The sequence below is a fragment of the Mycobacterium sp. NGS62 genome (genome assembly GCF_059812285.1).
Genome location: NZ_JCALCK010000002.1, coordinates 205685 through 220631 on the forward strand (window position 1 = coordinate 205685; position 14947 = coordinate 220631).

The window sequence follows — 14947 nt, forward strand, 5'->3', positions numbered from 1 at the left end:
GAAGCATCGACGCGTGCGGCTGGGAGGGCGCATCCGGAGGGGAGGCGGCGATGAGTTCTCAGCAAGCACACCGCCCATCTGCCCCGATACCACTTGAATTGCCGCCAAGCCGGATAGTGCCGGTGCGCGCACCGGACGGCACCTGCCTGCATACCGAGGTCTTCGGACCCGAGGACGGCTATCCGATCGTGTTGGCGCATGGCATCACGTGCGCGATCCGGGTATGGGCCTACCAAATCGCGGATTTGGCCACCGATTACCGCGTCATTGCCTTCGACCATCGCGGCCACGGCCGCAGCGGTTTGCCCCCGCGCGGCAATTACCGGCTCCATCACCTGGCTTCCGACGTCGACGCCGTACTCGAGGCCACCCTTGGCCCCGGGGAGCATGCCGTCATCGCCGGCCACTCGATGGGCGGAATTGCGATCGCCGCGTGGTCGGAGCGGTATCGCCACAAGGTCCCGCGCCGGGCCGACGCCGTCGCGCTAATCAACACGACCACCGGAGATCTGCTGCGCGAAGTGAAGCTACTGCCGGTGCCGGCGCCGTTCGCGGCGGTCCGGGTGTTGGGCGGGCGCGCACTGGTCAACATCTTCGGTTCGTTCACGGTGCCGCCCGCGGTACGGCGCGCAACCCGCGAAATGATTTCGCTGCTGGCAGTCGGCGCCGACGCCGACCCCGACATCGCGGACCTCATCTACGAGCTGTTCGACGCCACATCACCGGCGGGACGCGGCGGCTGCGGCAGGGCGCTGGTCGACGCGCTGGGGTCGCGGCACATCAGCTTGTCCGGTCTGACGGTGCCGACACTGGTCATCGGCAGCGAACGCGATCGGCTTACGCCGCTGAGTCAGTCCCGCCGGATCGCGGCGGCCGCGCCGAACCTGGTCGGGCTGGTCGTGCTGCCCGGCGGTCACTGCGCGATGCTCGAACGCCCCACCGAAGTCAACCGCCAGCTGCGCGAACTGGTGGAATCAGTCGCCGGCGAGCGGCGCATCAGCTCGTAGCCGGCCAGCAACCTCGGCGGCCGCACGCTGGCCCGATCGCACCGCCCCGTCCAGGAACCCGGTCCACTCATCGGCGGTCTCGGTGCCTGCCCAGTGAATCGGCCCGACCGGGCGGCGCAACCACGGCCCGTAACGGGTCCACGATCCCGGCGGCACCGCAGCCGTCGGCCCACCGGCCGCGAATTCTTCTGCGCCCCAACGGTGATCGACATAGTCGAGTGGCTTGAGGGCATCGTCACCGAACAGCGAGGCGAAGCAGCCCAACGCGCGCTGGCGGCGCTGCTCTGCAGGTAACGCGTCGAAGCTGCGGGCGTCGACGAATCCCAGCAGGATGCCCGGACCGTCGGGCTGCGGGCTCACGTCGAACGTGATGAACACCGGGCCCTCGTCGGACAGTGCTTCGCCTGAGCACCCGGCGTCCCGCCAGAACGGAGTGGGGTAGGCGGCGTAAGCCTTGGACAGTTGGCCCTGCGGCCAGCAGGTAGCCAGCCGCTGGTATTCGGCGGGCAGCGCAGGAGTGAAACCGATGCTCGCCCGATGTTCCGGGGGGATCGCCACGACCACGAATCTGGCTTCCGCCCTGCCCTTTTCGGTCACGATGAGCGCCGTGCCGTCCCGGTGCTCGATACTGCGCACCGCGGCGCCCAGCACCACCCGGTCGCCGAGTTCGACGGCCATCGCGTCGGCGATCTGCTGAGTGCCGGCCAAGAAGCGGTCCTGCTGGGCACCGTCATGCACGTCGAGTAGTCGATCCAGGCCACCGGCCGCCCGCACATATCGGGCGGCGTGCAGCATCGACACGTCGTCGGGTTCGCAGCCCCAGGTGACCCGAGCCATGATCGCCAAGAGGTCGCGGGCAGTGGCGCCGGCACGCACCGCCTGCAGCCAGCCGCCCAGCGACTGTTCGTCCAGCCGCGACGCTCGCCGCGCGGTCCACGGTTCGGCTAGCGGTACTTGTCGGGCAATACGCTCGAATTGCCAACGCACCCGGCCGATGTCGAGTAATCCGCCCAGCGACAACCTCGGGATGGTGCCGGAATACGAGCGGGTTTCGCCCCGCCACCGGATCAGGTTGGCGCCATCGGCGAAGGTCGGGGTGGTTTCGATGCCGAGTTCGGCGGCCAGCTTCAAGACCGCATCCTGTGTCGGGCCGACGAACGTACCGCCCAGATCGACCGGGATGCCGGCGACATGCCCGGTGTAGGAGCGCCCGCCCACCCGGTCGCGGCCCTCGAGGACCAACACCTCGTGCCCAAGCCGCATCAACTCACGGGCTGCGGTGAGTCCGGCGAAACCGGCCCCGATTACGACAACGTCGGCGGTCCAGTCCATGCCTCACAGTGAACCGCCCAACGTCGACTTGTTGCGCCCAAACGCCCGAAATATCCCAACAAGTCGACGTTCGCGCCGTTCAGGGGGCCACCGTCAACCAGTCTTTGAACCCCGACGGGTCATGTCGGCCTAGCGCGCCGTGTTCGTAGAGCCCCCAGCCCTCCACCGGATCGGCGTCGCCGTCGCGGCACACCGCGCGGCCCACATGGTCGATCACCCCGAACCCGGAGCGTGCGACGACGGCCGGGTCGGTCATGTCGTAGGTCAGTCGGTCGGTGAACTTCTCGCCCTTCCACATGCCGTGCAGCCAGTCCGAATCGCCGCCGTAGCCGCCGCCGACGTGGATCGGCACCGGCAGCTTGGACTCCACCTCGAATCGCACCGGGGTGCCGTCCGGCCTGGACGCTTCGATCGTGGCGCCGGTCGGGATGCGGGTGCCTGACCGGTAATGAATCTTGACGCGCGGCCAGCCCAATTGCTCGACACGGCCGTCGCGCCAGACTCGGGTGCAGTCGTTGAGTGATCGAAACCCGTTGGGCTCTTCCTGAATGATGAGCACGATGGCGAACTCGTCGAACGCCATCGGCACGTAAAGCCACCACATGCCCTCGAACGGCGGGTCGGCCGGACGTCCCGCCGGTTCGGCTTCACCGATCGGCCGGATACCCCAGGACCGGTCCCGGCTGCCGATCCAGGTCGCCGGATCGACGGCGATCTCCTCTCCGTCGACCAAGATCCGTCCGCTCCACGAGCCCAGCTGGGCGAAGCGCTGCGCGTTCAGCGTCACCCGGTTACCCGATCGCAGGATGTGCGGTTGCTCCTGGACGGGGTCGAACAACCCCTCCCAGGCCAGGTCGACGGCGATGCCCTCGGTTTCCTCCAGGATCACCCGCAGCTTGCGCAGCGGTTCGTTGACCTCGACCCGGTAGCCGCCCACGTGCTGGTTGAGCCGGTCCTGGTCGATGGCGTCCGAGAGGTGCACCGCCGTTTGGGTGTCGCCGCGGCGGATCAGCACAAACGCGTCCTTGATCCCGAGGTTGGGGTAGTAGCCGATGCCGGTGACCAGGAAGATGTCGCCGGTGCGGTCGTGGGCGTTGAGGTAGGACCGGTCGTAGAAGTTGCGGTCCGACGAGCCCGGCCAGGCGATCGGCTGGGGGATCTGGTGTACCGGAAACTCGTCGAGCGGTCCGAGCATCAGTCTTCTCCTATGAGTCTTTTCATTAATCCGGCGTGGTAGAACAGCGACTCGACATCGTCGGGTTTCTCCACTTCACCGAAATGCACCCGCCGCGCGCCGGTGCGCATGAACACACAGGCCCACATCACGCCGGAATACACGTAAAACCAGTGCAGGTCCCCGATTTCGACACCGGACAGCCGCCGATAGCTGGCGCTGACATCGTCCTCGCGCATCACTTCCGGCAGCCCTGGCAGGGTGGCCAGACCGGCGAGTTCTTCAAAGACCATGTGCGCGAATATCATCCACGCCACGTCGAGTTCGCGCGGCCCCAGCGTCACCATCTCCCAGTCCAGCACCGCCACCGGTTTGAAGTCGCGGTAGAGCACGTTGCCGATCCGGGCGTCGCCCCAGCACAGCACCGGCTCGGCGGCCGCCGCCTGGTGCGGCCAGTGCGTCTCCAGCCAGTCGAAGCTGCGTTCCAGCAAGGCGGAGCGGCCGATATCCGGAACGGCGAAGTCGTACCAGGACCGCACCCACTCGAAGTGCCGGCGCAGTGCTGTGTCGCCGGATCGTCCCTCGTCGAGAAAGCCGAAAACCTTCTGCGGGTCCGGAATTGAGTGCAGTTTGGCCAGCACCTGCACGGTGGTGTCCTGCAGTTCGCGCTGGCATTCGGCGGGAGCGTCGGCGAACCAGTTGTTGCCGAAGGTGTAGGGCATCACGTCGGGCGGTACCACGCCCTCGACGTGGTCCATCAGAAAGAACGGCTTGCCCAGAACGTCGCCGGTGGTCTCGATCCAACGCACCAACGGGACGGGCACGTCGGTGAGTTCACCGACCCGGCGCATCACCTCAAATTGATGATCCAGCCGGTACGACGGGAACACCGGCACGTCCTCGGCGGTGGGCGCCACCCGCGCCACCCAGCGCTGCTCGACCGCAGTCCCGTGGTCGTCCCAGCGTCCGGTCAGAATCAGCGTCTCGGAGGACATCCCGTTGGCATCGATGCCGCTTTCCACGGTCACCTGCGGCGCAACGCCGCCGGGCATCACCGTGGCGAGCCATTGCGACATCACCGCCGGCACGGTGGTGATGTCGCGGCTGGACCGTTGCAGACGGCCGATGTCGCTGACAGCGGGTTGGTTGGCCACAATCGCCTCCAGCAATTACGATACGGTGGGTAGCGTTATGAAAGCAGACCTGACTTCGGTTGACAAGTCGCCGAGTGCCGGGCGGCCCCGGGACCCGCGCATCGACGCTGCCATATTGGCGGCGACGGCGGAACTGCTTGTGCAAATCGGCTATTCGAACCTCACCTTGGCCGCCGTCGCCGAACGCGCCGGGACCACCAAGACCGCGCTGTACCGCCGCTGGTCGAGCAAGGCTGAATTGGTGCACGAGGCCGCCTTTCCGGTGGCGCCCACTGCTTTGGTCAGCCCGGCCGGTGATATGGCCGCCGATGTGCGGGCGATGATCGCCGCCGCGCGCGACGTGTTCACCAGCCCGGTAGTGCGCGCGGCGCTGCCCGGACTGGTCGCCGACATGACCGCCGACTCCGAACTCAACGCCAGGGTGATGTCGCGGTTCACGGATCTGTTCACCGCCGTGCGGGTCCGGTTGCGTGAGGCGGTCGCTCGCAGCGAGGTCCATTCGGACGTAGACCCGGACCGGTTGGTTGAACTGATCGGGGGAGCGACGTTGTTGCGGTTGCTGTTGCGCCCCGACGAGGACCTCGACGACGCCTGGGTGGACCAGACCACTGCGATCGTCGTGCACGGTGTGATGGCATAACGATCATGGCGGCACTGCAACCATTCCCTACCGACTGGCGCACCGCGCTGGTCTTGGTCCCGCACCCCGACGACCCCGAATATGGCATCGCCGCTGCGGTGGCGAAGTGGACGGCACAGGGCAAGTCTGTCCGCTACGCATTGGCCTGTCGTGGCGAGGCCGGCATTGCGGGCATGCCCCCTGAGCAAGCCGGGCCGATCCGGGAAGCCGAGCAACGGCGGTCGGCGGCTATTGTCGGCGTCGATGACGTCGATTTCTGGGACTTCCCGGACAGCGACATCCGCGATACCAACGAACTGCGAGCGAAGATCGCGTTAGCCATCAGCGACACCAAACCCGATGTGGTGGCAACCATTTACGGCGGGGCCCAATGGGCGCCGGGGATGCCCAATCAACGCGACCACATCGAGTTCGCAGCCGCGGTCAGCGCCGCCTACGATGCCCTGCCCGATCCACCGCGCTGGTTGTTTCAGAATGGTCCAGATGGCACCCACGCGGAGGTGGTGGACGGCTACATCGACGTCGCGGTCGCCGCGCTCGCGGCCCACACGGTCTACCTTTCTGTGCTTGACCCGCAGACACCGGTCATCGAGCAGGCCCGCCGGCACGTCGACTTGGTAGTACCGACGCGGCCAGACTGCGGCGGCCGGGCGGTGCAATTCATCTTGGAAAGGGGCAGCAGTCGATGACGGGACGACTCGACGGTCGCGCGGCGATTGTCACCGGCGCTAGCCGTGGATTGGGCCGAGCGATCGCCCTGGCGCTCGCGGCCGAGGGCGCAGCCGTGGCTGTCGGCGGGCGCACCGAACAGGTCTGGGACGAACGATTGCCCGGCACAATCGGGCAGACCGTCGCCGACATCGAGTCCGCCGGCGGGCGGGCCGTTGCGATCCGCGCCGATCTGCTCGATCGCGGTGATATCGACCGGTTGGTCGGAGAGACACGAGACACATTGGGCCCCATCACAATTCTCGTCAACAATGCGGCGTTCACCGCACCCGGACGCCCACCCAAGCCCGGCGCTCCGACCCAGCCGACCAAGCCGGCCAAAGCGCCGTCGGGCGCGGCCAAACCGGGCTGGCCGCCGCTGCTCGGCACACCATTAGCTGCATACCGGCGGCACTTCGAGATTTCAGTGTTCGCCGCCTACGAGTTGATCCAACTGGTGAGCCCCGACATGATCGCCGCCGGTTCCGGGTCGATCATCAACATCACCTCGGTCGCAGCGCGACTTCCCGGCGACGGGCCCTACGCGGACCGCAGCGGCGGCGTCTTGCCCGGCTACGGCGGATCCAAAGCGGCGCTTGAGCACCTGACGTGGTGTGCCGCGTTTGATCTCCAGGGCCACAACATAGCGGTGAACGCCCTCTCGCCGTCCAAAGCCATACTGACGCCGGGACTTTCGTATTACACCCGCGAGTTCGACGAGGTGGCGACGGCAGAGGAGTTCGCTCGGGCGGCAGTGGAACTCACGCTGGTGGACGCGAACGTCGTCACTGGACGCACGATCGGTCATCTGCAGGTACTCGACGGCAGCTTCCGCGCCTACGGCTAACCAGGTTTAGTGGCGGTCACCGCGTTGATGATCACCGCATGCAGTCGGTGCCAGCGCAGGGAAGAAAACCCGGCCCGCAGTAGTAGTCGAGTGGCGCGGCTGCGGGTGCGAGCTTTGCCGCGGCGGGTAGTGATCAGAGTTGGCGCCAGCCACCGGGAGAACTGGTCGACGAGCGCCAAGCGGCCGCCAGGGCACAGCACGCGGGAGCATTCGGTCAGGCCTGCTTGCTGATCGGACCAATGGTCAAATGACGTCGTGCTCACGACCAGGTCAAACGTTTCGTCGGGGTAGTCGAGCTGTTCGGCCACTCCAACAGTGAAGGCCAGTCGGCTATCGCGTGCTAAAGCGGTTGCGGTGCTGATCATTTGCGACGCGGCATCGATGCCGGCCAGCTGTACAGCGCTGGGATAGCGGGCGGCCAGCACGCCAAGCAGATAGCCCGTCCCGCACCCGACGTCGAGCACTCGGCTGGGAGTTGCGACAGTCGCCACGGCCAACTCTGCGGTGCGATCCGCGATCGCATGATGCAGCCCGCCGCGCCACCCACGGTCATACCCGGTCGCGCGATGCTCGAATGCCTCGACGTCTCGGTGCGGCGGCACAGCGTCAGTGTGCCACCCGAGGCTGTTCGGCGAGGCGCTTGAAGACGAGCAGCTGTCGGCACACCATGACGAGCTCGCCGATCATCGGGCTTGCTTGTCCGCGAGGACACTGGTGCGCAGCGCGACGGCGAGCAGGATGGTGCCTAGCGCGAGGCCGACGAACTCGAGCCAGCCAACCAGCCGGCCGTCGGCGTGGCCGGTGTCGACGATGTGGCTCAGCGAATGCAGCACCCAATGCGCCACCGCGAACGCCAGGGCCGGAACCCGCCAGGTCGGCCAGCGCAGTGTGGCGAGCAGCAGCAAACCCAACGGCAACTCGAACGACGCGTTGTCGAAGATGTAGTGATTATTGCGCGGCCCGAACGCGCCAAGAGTGTCGAAGAAGGCGCCCGGGGCGAACAGCATGAACAAGCCGAGAAGCGTCGAATACAATCCGAACCCGATCAATACCGCGTCAACGAAGCGTGAGCGTGTCGTCATAGCTGTGACCCTAGACGCTGGCGCGTCCCAGAGCATGTACCGCCTCGGCAACGGCATCGGCTAGCGGATCAATTTCGGCAGCAATAAGATTCGAGACGGTAATTCGTATCCCCGCCGATGTGTTGATTCTGAATCTCGTTCCCGGAGCGGCTGCCCAGCCGGCGCCGAGCAGCCGGGTGATCGCGACGGTTTCGTCGGGCACCGGAATCCAGATGTTGAGGCCGGATCGACCGTGGGAATTCACGCCGCGCTCGGCCAGCGCCGACTGCAGCGTCTCGCGGTTGCGGCCGTAAATGCCTTCGGCCTTGTGTACCAGCCGTATTGCTGCGCTGTCGCGCCACAAGCTGACCGCGAGGTCCTGCAGCAGGTAGCTGACCCAGCCGGGGCCTAGCCGCAGCCGGCCGTGTACCCGCTCAACTGTCCGGCGGTCGCCGGCCAGCACTGCCAGCCTCAGGTCGGGGCCGTAGGCCTTGGATGCTGACCGCACGAATGCCCAATGGCGCGTCGATCCGGACAAGGTATGCAGTGCTGCGCCGGCGATACCGGCGCAGTGGTCGTCTTCGATCAGCAGCAGGTCGTCGGCATGGTCGGCCATCAGCCGCCGCAACTCCGCGGCTCGTTCGGCGGAGATCGCCGCGCCGGTCGGATTTTGGGCACGAGTGGTCACCACCATGGCTCGTACGCCGCGACGCAGCGCCCCGGCCACATCCGCGGCCAGCGGCCCGTCGTCGTCGACACGCAGCGGCTCGACCGAAAATCCCATTGCAGCAAGGAGATCCAGTAGATTCGCCCATCCCGGATCCTCGACTGCCACTCGATCACCAGGCCGCAGGTGAGCTGCGAGGACGCGTTCGATGCCGTCGAGCGCGCCGGCGGTCACCGCGAGGTGCTCGGCCGGCACGCCCTCGGCACGCAACGACACCTGGACGTATTCGGCCAACTCGGGCGACATTGCGGGCTCGCCATACAGCAGCGGAGTGCGCCGTTGCCGCACAGGTTGGGCGCGGGCGATCGGCAGCAAGGCGGGATCCGGGTTGCCCGTCGAGAGATCGCGCACACCTTCGGGGACGGCCAGTCCGCGCAGGGATCGCGGTGTGGTCGCAGGCCGTTCGCGCACCCGGGTGCCTCGCCGTCCCGCGGTCTCAACCGCTCCGCGGTCGCGCAGCACGCGGTAGGCAGCCGCGACTGTGTTGGCGTTCACGCTGAGCTGCGCGGCGAGTTGCCGGATGGGCGGCAACTCGGCACCGGGGGACAGCGCGCCCGTGGAGATGGCTTCCTCCACGCTGGTCGCAATTGCCTCGGCGCCTGAGCCGCGAATAGTGTATCGTACTGGCACATAATACAGTATGCACTAGTACAAACTACTGCGAGGCAAAATTGGAATCGCCGTCGACCTACGCGCCCACCGCGCGCAGCACGCCCACGCGGTATCGCGAACGTGCCCGCTACGAGCGCGGCACCGTCCACCGCATCCTGGACGAGGCCCTGATCTGTCACGTCGGTTACCTCCAAGACGGCCGCCCGGTAGTACTGCCGACGACGCACGCCAGGGTCGGCGACGTGTTGTATCTGCACGGTTCCACCGGCAGCGGTCCGATGCTGGCGGCGTCATCGTCAGAAGGTCTGCCCGTCTGTGTCACGACCACCCTGGTCGACGGCTTGGTGCTGGCCCGTGCCGCGCTGCACCACTCAATGAAGTACCGGTCGGTCGTCGTGCACGGCACTGCACGCCTTGTCCGGGACCGGCCGGAGAAGCGGCGTGCTTTGGATGCCCTGCTCAACCACGTGGCTGCCGGTCGTGCCGCTGATAGCCGACCGCCCAATGCGCGTGAGCTGGCTGCCACCGCGGTGCTCGCGGTGGACTTGCTCGAGGTTTCGGCCAAGGTACGCGACGGCGGGCCGGTCGATGATCCCGAAGACCTGGCGCTGCCGCTTTGGGCCGGCGTGCTGCCGCTGACCTTGACCGCCGGCGCACCTGTCCCGGCCGAGGGCCTCGACCCGGCTGTTCCGCTGCCGCCTTATCTGGCGTCCTATCGACGAGGCTGACAGTTACATGGGCAGCGACGCACCCCGGGTAGTGAGTGCGAGCCGCGAGATTGCGGCAGCAGCGGATCGCATATTCGAGCTGATCGCCGACCCGTCGCAACAGCCGAGCTGGGACGGTAACGACAACCTCGCTGAAGCTGAACCAGGACAGCGGGTCCAACGCGTCGGAGATGTCTTCGTCATGATGCTCACCCTGGGCAGCATCCGCGAAAACCACGTTGTGGAGTTCGAGGAAGCCCGTCGCATCGCCTGGCTGCCTTCCGAATCGGGTCGTCGGCCACCCGGACATCTATGGCGCTGGGAACTCGAGCCCATCGACGAAACCCACACGCGGGTCACCCATACCTACGACTGGTCGAAACTGTCCGACAAGCACCGCCTGCCGCGCGCCCGACGCACGACGGCCGACCGGCTCCGAGCATCGCTGGACCGGCTCGCCGAACTCATCGAGAAGGAATAACTATCAATTGCCGTGCGTCGCGCGCTTCTCCGCAAGCCGGGCCGCGCCGTTCGTGCCCAGTCGAATGGCGATCGACCCGAAGATTTGGGTGCCGGGAATGCGTGTCCTGAAGCTGATTTCGGTGGTGAGCTGGGTGCCCATACCTTCGGCCTCGACAGTTACTTCGCCGATGTAATCACGGAACGGCAGACCGGACAGCAGTTTGTAGCGCAGCCGCTGCAGCGGTTCAAACTCGATGATCTGTTCTCGGGTCGGCGGTCCTACCAAGTAGAGCGCCCGCACAGCGCCCGTTCCGTTCGGGTGTGGCTCGCCTGGCTTTTCGACGACGGATCTGCGGAAGGGTGTCCACTCAGCCATCCCGGCATGATCCGACACGACGTCCCAGACGGTGACCGGATCGGCGGCCACGTGACGCGACATCCGGTAGTGATAGAGCTTGCTCATTTTTCGAACATCATCGGAACGTTGAGCGGCCCGCGGATTGCGGTGGTGTCGCGCCAGGCCACCGGACCTGCCAACGCCGGTTTGCGGGCGAAGATTTCGCGCAACGCCACGGTGGTTTCCAGCCGCGCCAAGGCCGCACCGAGGCAGTAATGCGCGCCGTATCCGAAGGACAGCGGTGCGGGGCCGGTGCGTTTCGGCTGGAAATGGTCGGGCTCGTTGAAGACAGCGGGATCACGGTTGGCGGCGGCGATGACCACCACAGCTTGCTGGCCGCACGCTATGTCGACGCCGCTGATCCGCTGATCCTCGGTGGCGGTGCGCGCGGTGGCCTGCACCGGGCCGTCGAGCCGGAGTAATTCAGTGATCAGCGACACATCAGCGGCCTCGACTCGATCGGCGATACGGGTGCCATTCGGCCCGGTAGAGAGGAGCCGGACCATCGCTGCACCAAGGAGATTCGCTGTTGTTTCATGACCCGCGACGGCAATAAGGATCGCGGTGATGACGACGTCATCGAGCAGCAGGTCCGGGTCCGATGCGATGAAGCTGAGCAGACCATCGCGTGGGTTCGAACGATGATCGGCGGCAAGCGGAAGAAACTCGGTCACCAATGCCGCGGACGCCGCAGCGCCGGCGGCGATATCGTCGGGCTCCGCGAGCGTGCCCAGCATCCGGATGATCGCCGGCGATTGCTCGCGCAGCAGTTGAGAACTCTGGGGCTCCAGGCCAAGCCACTCCCCAACAACAGCGATCGGCAGTGGCAAGGCGATATCGGCCATGAAGTCGAAAGTCATGGCCGCGGGCGGGTGGTTGATTACTGCCGATGCGATTGCCTCCACTCCAGCGGTCAGCCCGGTGATGAAAGAGCGGGTGAACACGTCGCGCACCGACCCGCGTAGGCGGTCGTGATTGGCGCCGTCGGCGAAGAGCATCGAGCGGTTGACCATGTCGGTGCCCATGGAGTCGATTGCCGCGCGGGCATTCGGGTTTGCCAGCGGATTGCTGGTCCATCCCGATCCGCCCAGCACCTCTCGTGCGGCGTCGTAGCCGAGAACGAGCCAGGCTTGCGCGGTTTCGTCCCATACCACGTCGCCGGCACGGCGGCGTTGTTCATAAAACGGGAAGGGGTCTGCGGGATCCCACGGGAGGCGCGGGGCAATGGTGCCAGAGGTGGTCATCGGGCCTCCAATCCGTATGGCAAACCGCGTTCGCGAACCCAGGCATCGTGTTGCTTGCCCAGCGGCGTGATCGGTTCGGCGACGCCGTCCATGTCGTCCACCATCGCCCGGGCGTAGATAGTGGCGCCGAGTGCGGCGGATATCGCATTGACGCTGAGGTTGAGCCGGGAGAAGAAGACGAAGTCGTCGGGGATCGACATGCGGCGAACCGGATGGTCTGGCGAACGGGCATCGAGCAGACCACGAATAGCACGGCGCGAGGTGTCTTTTGTGTAGGTCACAGGTTGGGGCGCGAGCAACTCGTAGAGGATCTCCGCCCACCACTGGTATGTCTCTTCGACAGTCAGACTGGAATCGTTTGCCAAGAAGCCCGATTCGATCATCAAGACATGCAGATCGTGTTTCCGGCCTTCGATTGCCGCACGATCCAACTCGACGATTCTGCGGCGTTGATATTCGGCCACGACCTTGACACAGCCGAAGTCGACGAAACCGACCGTACCGTCCAGGCCGAAGCAGTAGTTACCCGGATGGGGATCGGCGTTGAACAGATTAGCGTGTCGATAAGAGCCCGCCGCGAACCGCCAGATCACCTCTGCCCAAGTGTTCTTCAGCTCCTGGTCGGCCCCTTGCGCGGCGGCCCAGCCCAGTCCGTCGAGATAGGTCATGGTCAGCACCCGATCACCGGACGCCTCGCCGACGACCTCCGGTACCCGGATGAAGGGGTGGTCACGGTACAGCTTGCTGAAAGCGGTGACGTTAGTGGCCTCATGCGGGTAGTCGAGCTCTTCCGAGATACGCGCGGCTATTTCCTGAGTGGCTTGCCGCAAATCGGACCGCAGCGTGGTCCCGGACGCCGAGGCGGCCAACCGGAAAAACGTTGCCAGCAGTTCGGTGTTGGCCAGATCATTTTGAATCGCCTCCGCGGCGCCGGGATACTGAATTTTTACCGCTACTTGGCGCCCGTCATGCAGCACGGCATGGTGCACCTGTCCGATGGAGGCCGCCGCCATTGGTTGTTCGGTGAACTCGGCAAACATTTCCTGGGCGGGGCGGCCGAGGTCGGCCTCTAGCACTTCTTTGGCCAGGGCCGGGTCCATAGGTGGCGCATCGGCCTGCAACTGAGTCAATGCTTCCTGGTAAGGCGAAAGTTCGCCTTTCCCAACTGAATCCGTGTCTATCATGGAAAATATCTGCCCGGCCTTCATCAGTACGCCCTTCGAATGGCCGAGCAGCTCGGTGTAGCGCTCCGCAGTCCGCTCATGGAAGCGCTGTACGGCATCAGCGTCGCCGGTCTTCTCCCGTAGGGCGGCCACCATCCGTCCGCCGGCCGCCCGCGCGGTGAACCCCGCCAATGGCATGGTCCGACGGACTCGTCCGCGCGGGACCGAGTCGTCGTTACGGGTGGTCATGGGGCTCCAATCCGTATGGCAAGCCGCGCTCACGTACCCAAGCGTCATGCTGCTTGCCCAGTGGTGTGGTCGGTCCGGCGACGCCGTCCATGTCGTCGGATATCGACCGGGTATGGACGGTGGCGCCCAGCGCCGCGAAGAGCGGGTTCAACATGAGGTTGACCCGTGGGAAGAAGACCAAGTCGTCAGGCGCCGACATCCGACGTACTGGGTGATCGGATGGACGTAGATCGATAAGACCGCGAATGGCGCGTTGTGCGGTGTCCTGGGTATAAGTGACCGGTTGGGGTGCCAGGACCTCCCAGGCGAGGTCTGCCAGCCACTGGTAAGCCTCGTCCACAGAGACGGTGGAACCTCCGTCGAAGTAGCCCAATTCGGCCATCAGATCGTGCAAATCACGTTTACGTCCGTCGATGGTGGCGCGGCTCATCTGAACGAACTGCAGGCGCACACGCTCCGGCAGCACCTTGACACAGCCGAAGTCGACGAACCCGACCCGGCCGTCCAAGCCGAAGCGGTAATTCCCGGGGTGGGGGTCGGCGTTGAACAGATTTCCATGTCGGATGGCACCTCCGCCGAACCGCCAGATCACCTCCGCCCATGCGTTTTTCAGCTCCTGGTCGGCCTGTTGCGCTGCAGCCCAATCCACTCCGTCCAAATAGGTCATGGTCAGCACCCGATCACCGGACGCCTCGCCGACGACTTCCGGTACCCGGATGAACGGATGATCGCGGTAGAGCTCGCTGAAAGCAGTGATATTGGCGGCCTCGTGGCGGTAGTCGATTTCCTCGGCTATGCGGGCGGCGATCTCCCGCGCCGTCTGTCGTGGATTGAGCTGCATCGCGACGCCCGCCGCCGAGGTCGCGAGCCGAAAGAATGCCGCCAGCAATTCGGTATTCGCCAGATCCTCGCGGATCGCTCGCGCCACACCTGGATATTGGATCTTGACCGCCACCCGGCGGCCGTCCTGCAGCACAGCACTGTGGACCTGTCCGATGGAGGCTGCTGCAATCGGTTCGTCGCTGAAGTCGGCGAATACCTCCTCGGCGGGACGGCCGAGTTCCGCGCGAAGCACTTCTTGGGCCAGGGCCGGATCCATCGGCGGTGCATTGGCCTGCAGTCGGACCAGCGCTGCCTGGTATGGCGAAAAGCCGCCACTCCCAACAGAACTGACGTCCACCATCGACAATATCTGGCCGGCCTTCATCAGCGCGCCCTTGGAGTGGCCCAGTAGCTCCGTGTAGCGCTCCGCAGTCCGCTCATGGAAGCGCTGTACGGCATCAGCGTCACCGGATTTTTCCCGCAGCGCCGCCACCATCCGCCCCCCGGCGGCACGGGCAGTGAAGCCCACCAACGGCATGGTGCGGCGGATCCTCCCATGAGGGACCGACTCATCCCTATCCGCCATGGCCGACCTCCTAGCGGCGATGTAACTCAGGCGCTAAAGTAGTCACTTATCGATA

At 65.7% G+C, this 14947-nt stretch carries 16 protein-coding genes; 6 read left to right on the plus strand and 10 right to left on the minus strand.

Annotated features, from left to right (window positions below):
• Nucleotides 1-50: 50 nt before the first annotated feature.
• Entirely contained in the window at nt 51-1007 is a 957-nt protein-coding gene (locus AC5Y49_RS05775; protein WP_499884832.1) for an alpha/beta fold hydrolase, read from the plus strand.
• Here the strand turns inward: AC5Y49_RS05775 and AC5Y49_RS05780 are convergent.
• The 3 genes from AC5Y49_RS05780 to AC5Y49_RS05790 all read right to left on the minus strand — a co-directional run bounded on the left by AC5Y49_RS05780 (nt 975) and on the right by AC5Y49_RS05790 (nt 4667).
• On the minus strand, nt 975-2339 hold the full coding sequence (locus tag AC5Y49_RS05780; protein ID WP_499884833.1) for a flavin monoamine oxidase family protein: 1365 nt from the start codon (nt 2337-2339) through the stop codon (nt 975-977). The two genes, AC5Y49_RS05775 and AC5Y49_RS05780, sit on opposite strands and share 33 nt — an antisense overlap.
• A gap of 79 nt (nt 2340-2418) precedes the next feature.
• Nucleotides 2419-3534: an Rv3169 family protein gene (locus tag AC5Y49_RS05785; RefSeq protein WP_499884834.1), complete on the minus strand. Its 1116-nt coding sequence runs from the start codon at nt 3532-3534 to the stop codon at nt 2419-2421.
• Complete coding sequence (locus AC5Y49_RS05790; RefSeq protein ID WP_499886263.1) at nt 3534-4667, minus strand: phosphotransferase family protein; 1134 nt, start codon at nt 4665-4667, stop codon at nt 3534-3536. The genes AC5Y49_RS05785 and AC5Y49_RS05790 overlap by 1 nt, the downstream gene beginning before the upstream one ends.
• Nucleotides 4668-4704: 37 nt before the next feature.
• Here AC5Y49_RS05790 and AC5Y49_RS05795 point away from each other — a divergent pair, with 37 nt between their 5' ends.
• The 3 genes from AC5Y49_RS05795 to AC5Y49_RS05805 are packed head-to-tail and all read left to right on the plus strand — an operon-like array spanning nt 4705 to nt 6862.
• Entirely contained in the window at nt 4705-5307 is a 603-nt protein-coding gene (locus AC5Y49_RS05795) for a TetR/AcrR family transcriptional regulator (protein ID WP_499884835.1), read from the plus strand.
• Nucleotides 5308-5312: 5 nt separating this feature from the next.
• Nucleotides 5313-5996 (plus strand): PIG-L deacetylase family protein, encoded by a 684-nt coding sequence (locus AC5Y49_RS05800; RefSeq protein ID WP_499884836.1) that lies wholly within the window; start codon nt 5313-5315, stop codon nt 5994-5996.
• A complete protein-coding gene (locus AC5Y49_RS05805; RefSeq protein WP_499884837.1) occupies nt 5993-6862 on the plus strand; it encodes an SDR family NAD(P)-dependent oxidoreductase in 870 nt (289 codons plus the stop codon). Before AC5Y49_RS05800 ends, AC5Y49_RS05805 begins: the two co-directional genes overlap by 4 nt.
• Here the strand turns inward: AC5Y49_RS05805 and AC5Y49_RS05810 are convergent.
• The 3 genes from AC5Y49_RS05810 to AC5Y49_RS05820 form a co-directional block, all read right to left on the minus strand.
• Complete coding sequence (locus AC5Y49_RS05810) at nt 6859-7464, minus strand: class I SAM-dependent methyltransferase (protein WP_499884838.1); 606 nt, start codon at nt 7462-7464, stop codon at nt 6859-6861. The two genes, AC5Y49_RS05805 and AC5Y49_RS05810, sit on opposite strands and share 4 nt — an antisense overlap.
• 81 nt (nt 7465-7545) lie before the next feature.
• A complete protein-coding gene (locus AC5Y49_RS05815; protein WP_499884839.1) occupies nt 7546-7944 on the minus strand; it encodes a hypothetical protein in 399 nt (132 codons plus the stop codon).
• A 10-nt stretch (nt 7945-7954) separates the two neighbouring features.
• Complete coding sequence (locus tag AC5Y49_RS05820) at nt 7955-9280, minus strand: aminotransferase class I/II-fold pyridoxal phosphate-dependent enzyme (protein ID WP_499884840.1); 1326 nt, start codon at nt 9278-9280, stop codon at nt 7955-7957.
• A 41-nt stretch (nt 9281-9321) separates the two neighbouring features.
• Between AC5Y49_RS05820 and AC5Y49_RS05825 the strand changes: the two genes are divergently transcribed.
• Both AC5Y49_RS05825 and AC5Y49_RS05830 read left to right on the plus strand, forming a co-directional pair.
• Nucleotides 9322-9990 (plus strand): pyridoxamine 5'-phosphate oxidase family protein, encoded by a 669-nt coding sequence (locus AC5Y49_RS05825; RefSeq protein WP_499884841.1) that lies wholly within the window; start codon nt 9322-9324, stop codon nt 9988-9990.
• A 7-nt stretch (nt 9991-9997) separates the two neighbouring features.
• Nucleotides 9998-10450 carry an SRPBCC family protein gene (locus AC5Y49_RS05830; protein ID WP_499884842.1) on the plus strand — a complete coding sequence of 151 codons (453 nt, stop codon included), beginning with the start codon at nt 9998-10000 and terminating at the stop codon, nt 10448-10450.
• Between the two features lie 3 nt (nt 10451-10453).
• Here the strand turns inward: AC5Y49_RS05830 and AC5Y49_RS05835 are convergent, their stop codons facing one another.
• The 4 genes from AC5Y49_RS05835 to AC5Y49_RS05850 are packed head-to-tail and all read right to left on the minus strand — an operon-like array spanning nt 10454 to nt 14892.
• Nucleotides 10454-10894, minus strand: coding sequence for an SRPBCC family protein (locus AC5Y49_RS05835; protein ID WP_499884843.1), 441 nt, complete (start codon nt 10892-10894; stop codon nt 10454-10456).
• Complete coding sequence (locus tag AC5Y49_RS05840; protein WP_499884844.1) at nt 10891-12072, minus strand: cytochrome P450; 1182 nt, start codon at nt 12070-12072, stop codon at nt 10891-10893. Before AC5Y49_RS05840 ends, AC5Y49_RS05835 begins: the two co-directional genes overlap by 4 nt.
• Nucleotides 12069-13484, minus strand: coding sequence for an ABC1 kinase family protein (locus tag AC5Y49_RS05845; protein ID WP_499884845.1), 1416 nt, complete (start codon nt 13482-13484; stop codon nt 12069-12071). Before AC5Y49_RS05845 ends, AC5Y49_RS05840 begins: the two co-directional genes overlap by 4 nt.
• On the minus strand, nt 13471-14892 hold the full coding sequence (locus AC5Y49_RS05850) for an ABC1 kinase family protein (RefSeq protein ID WP_499884846.1): 1422 nt from the start codon (nt 14890-14892) through the stop codon (nt 13471-13473). The genes AC5Y49_RS05845 and AC5Y49_RS05850 overlap by 14 nt, the downstream gene beginning before the upstream one ends.
• Nucleotides 14893-14947: the final 55 nt, after the last annotated feature.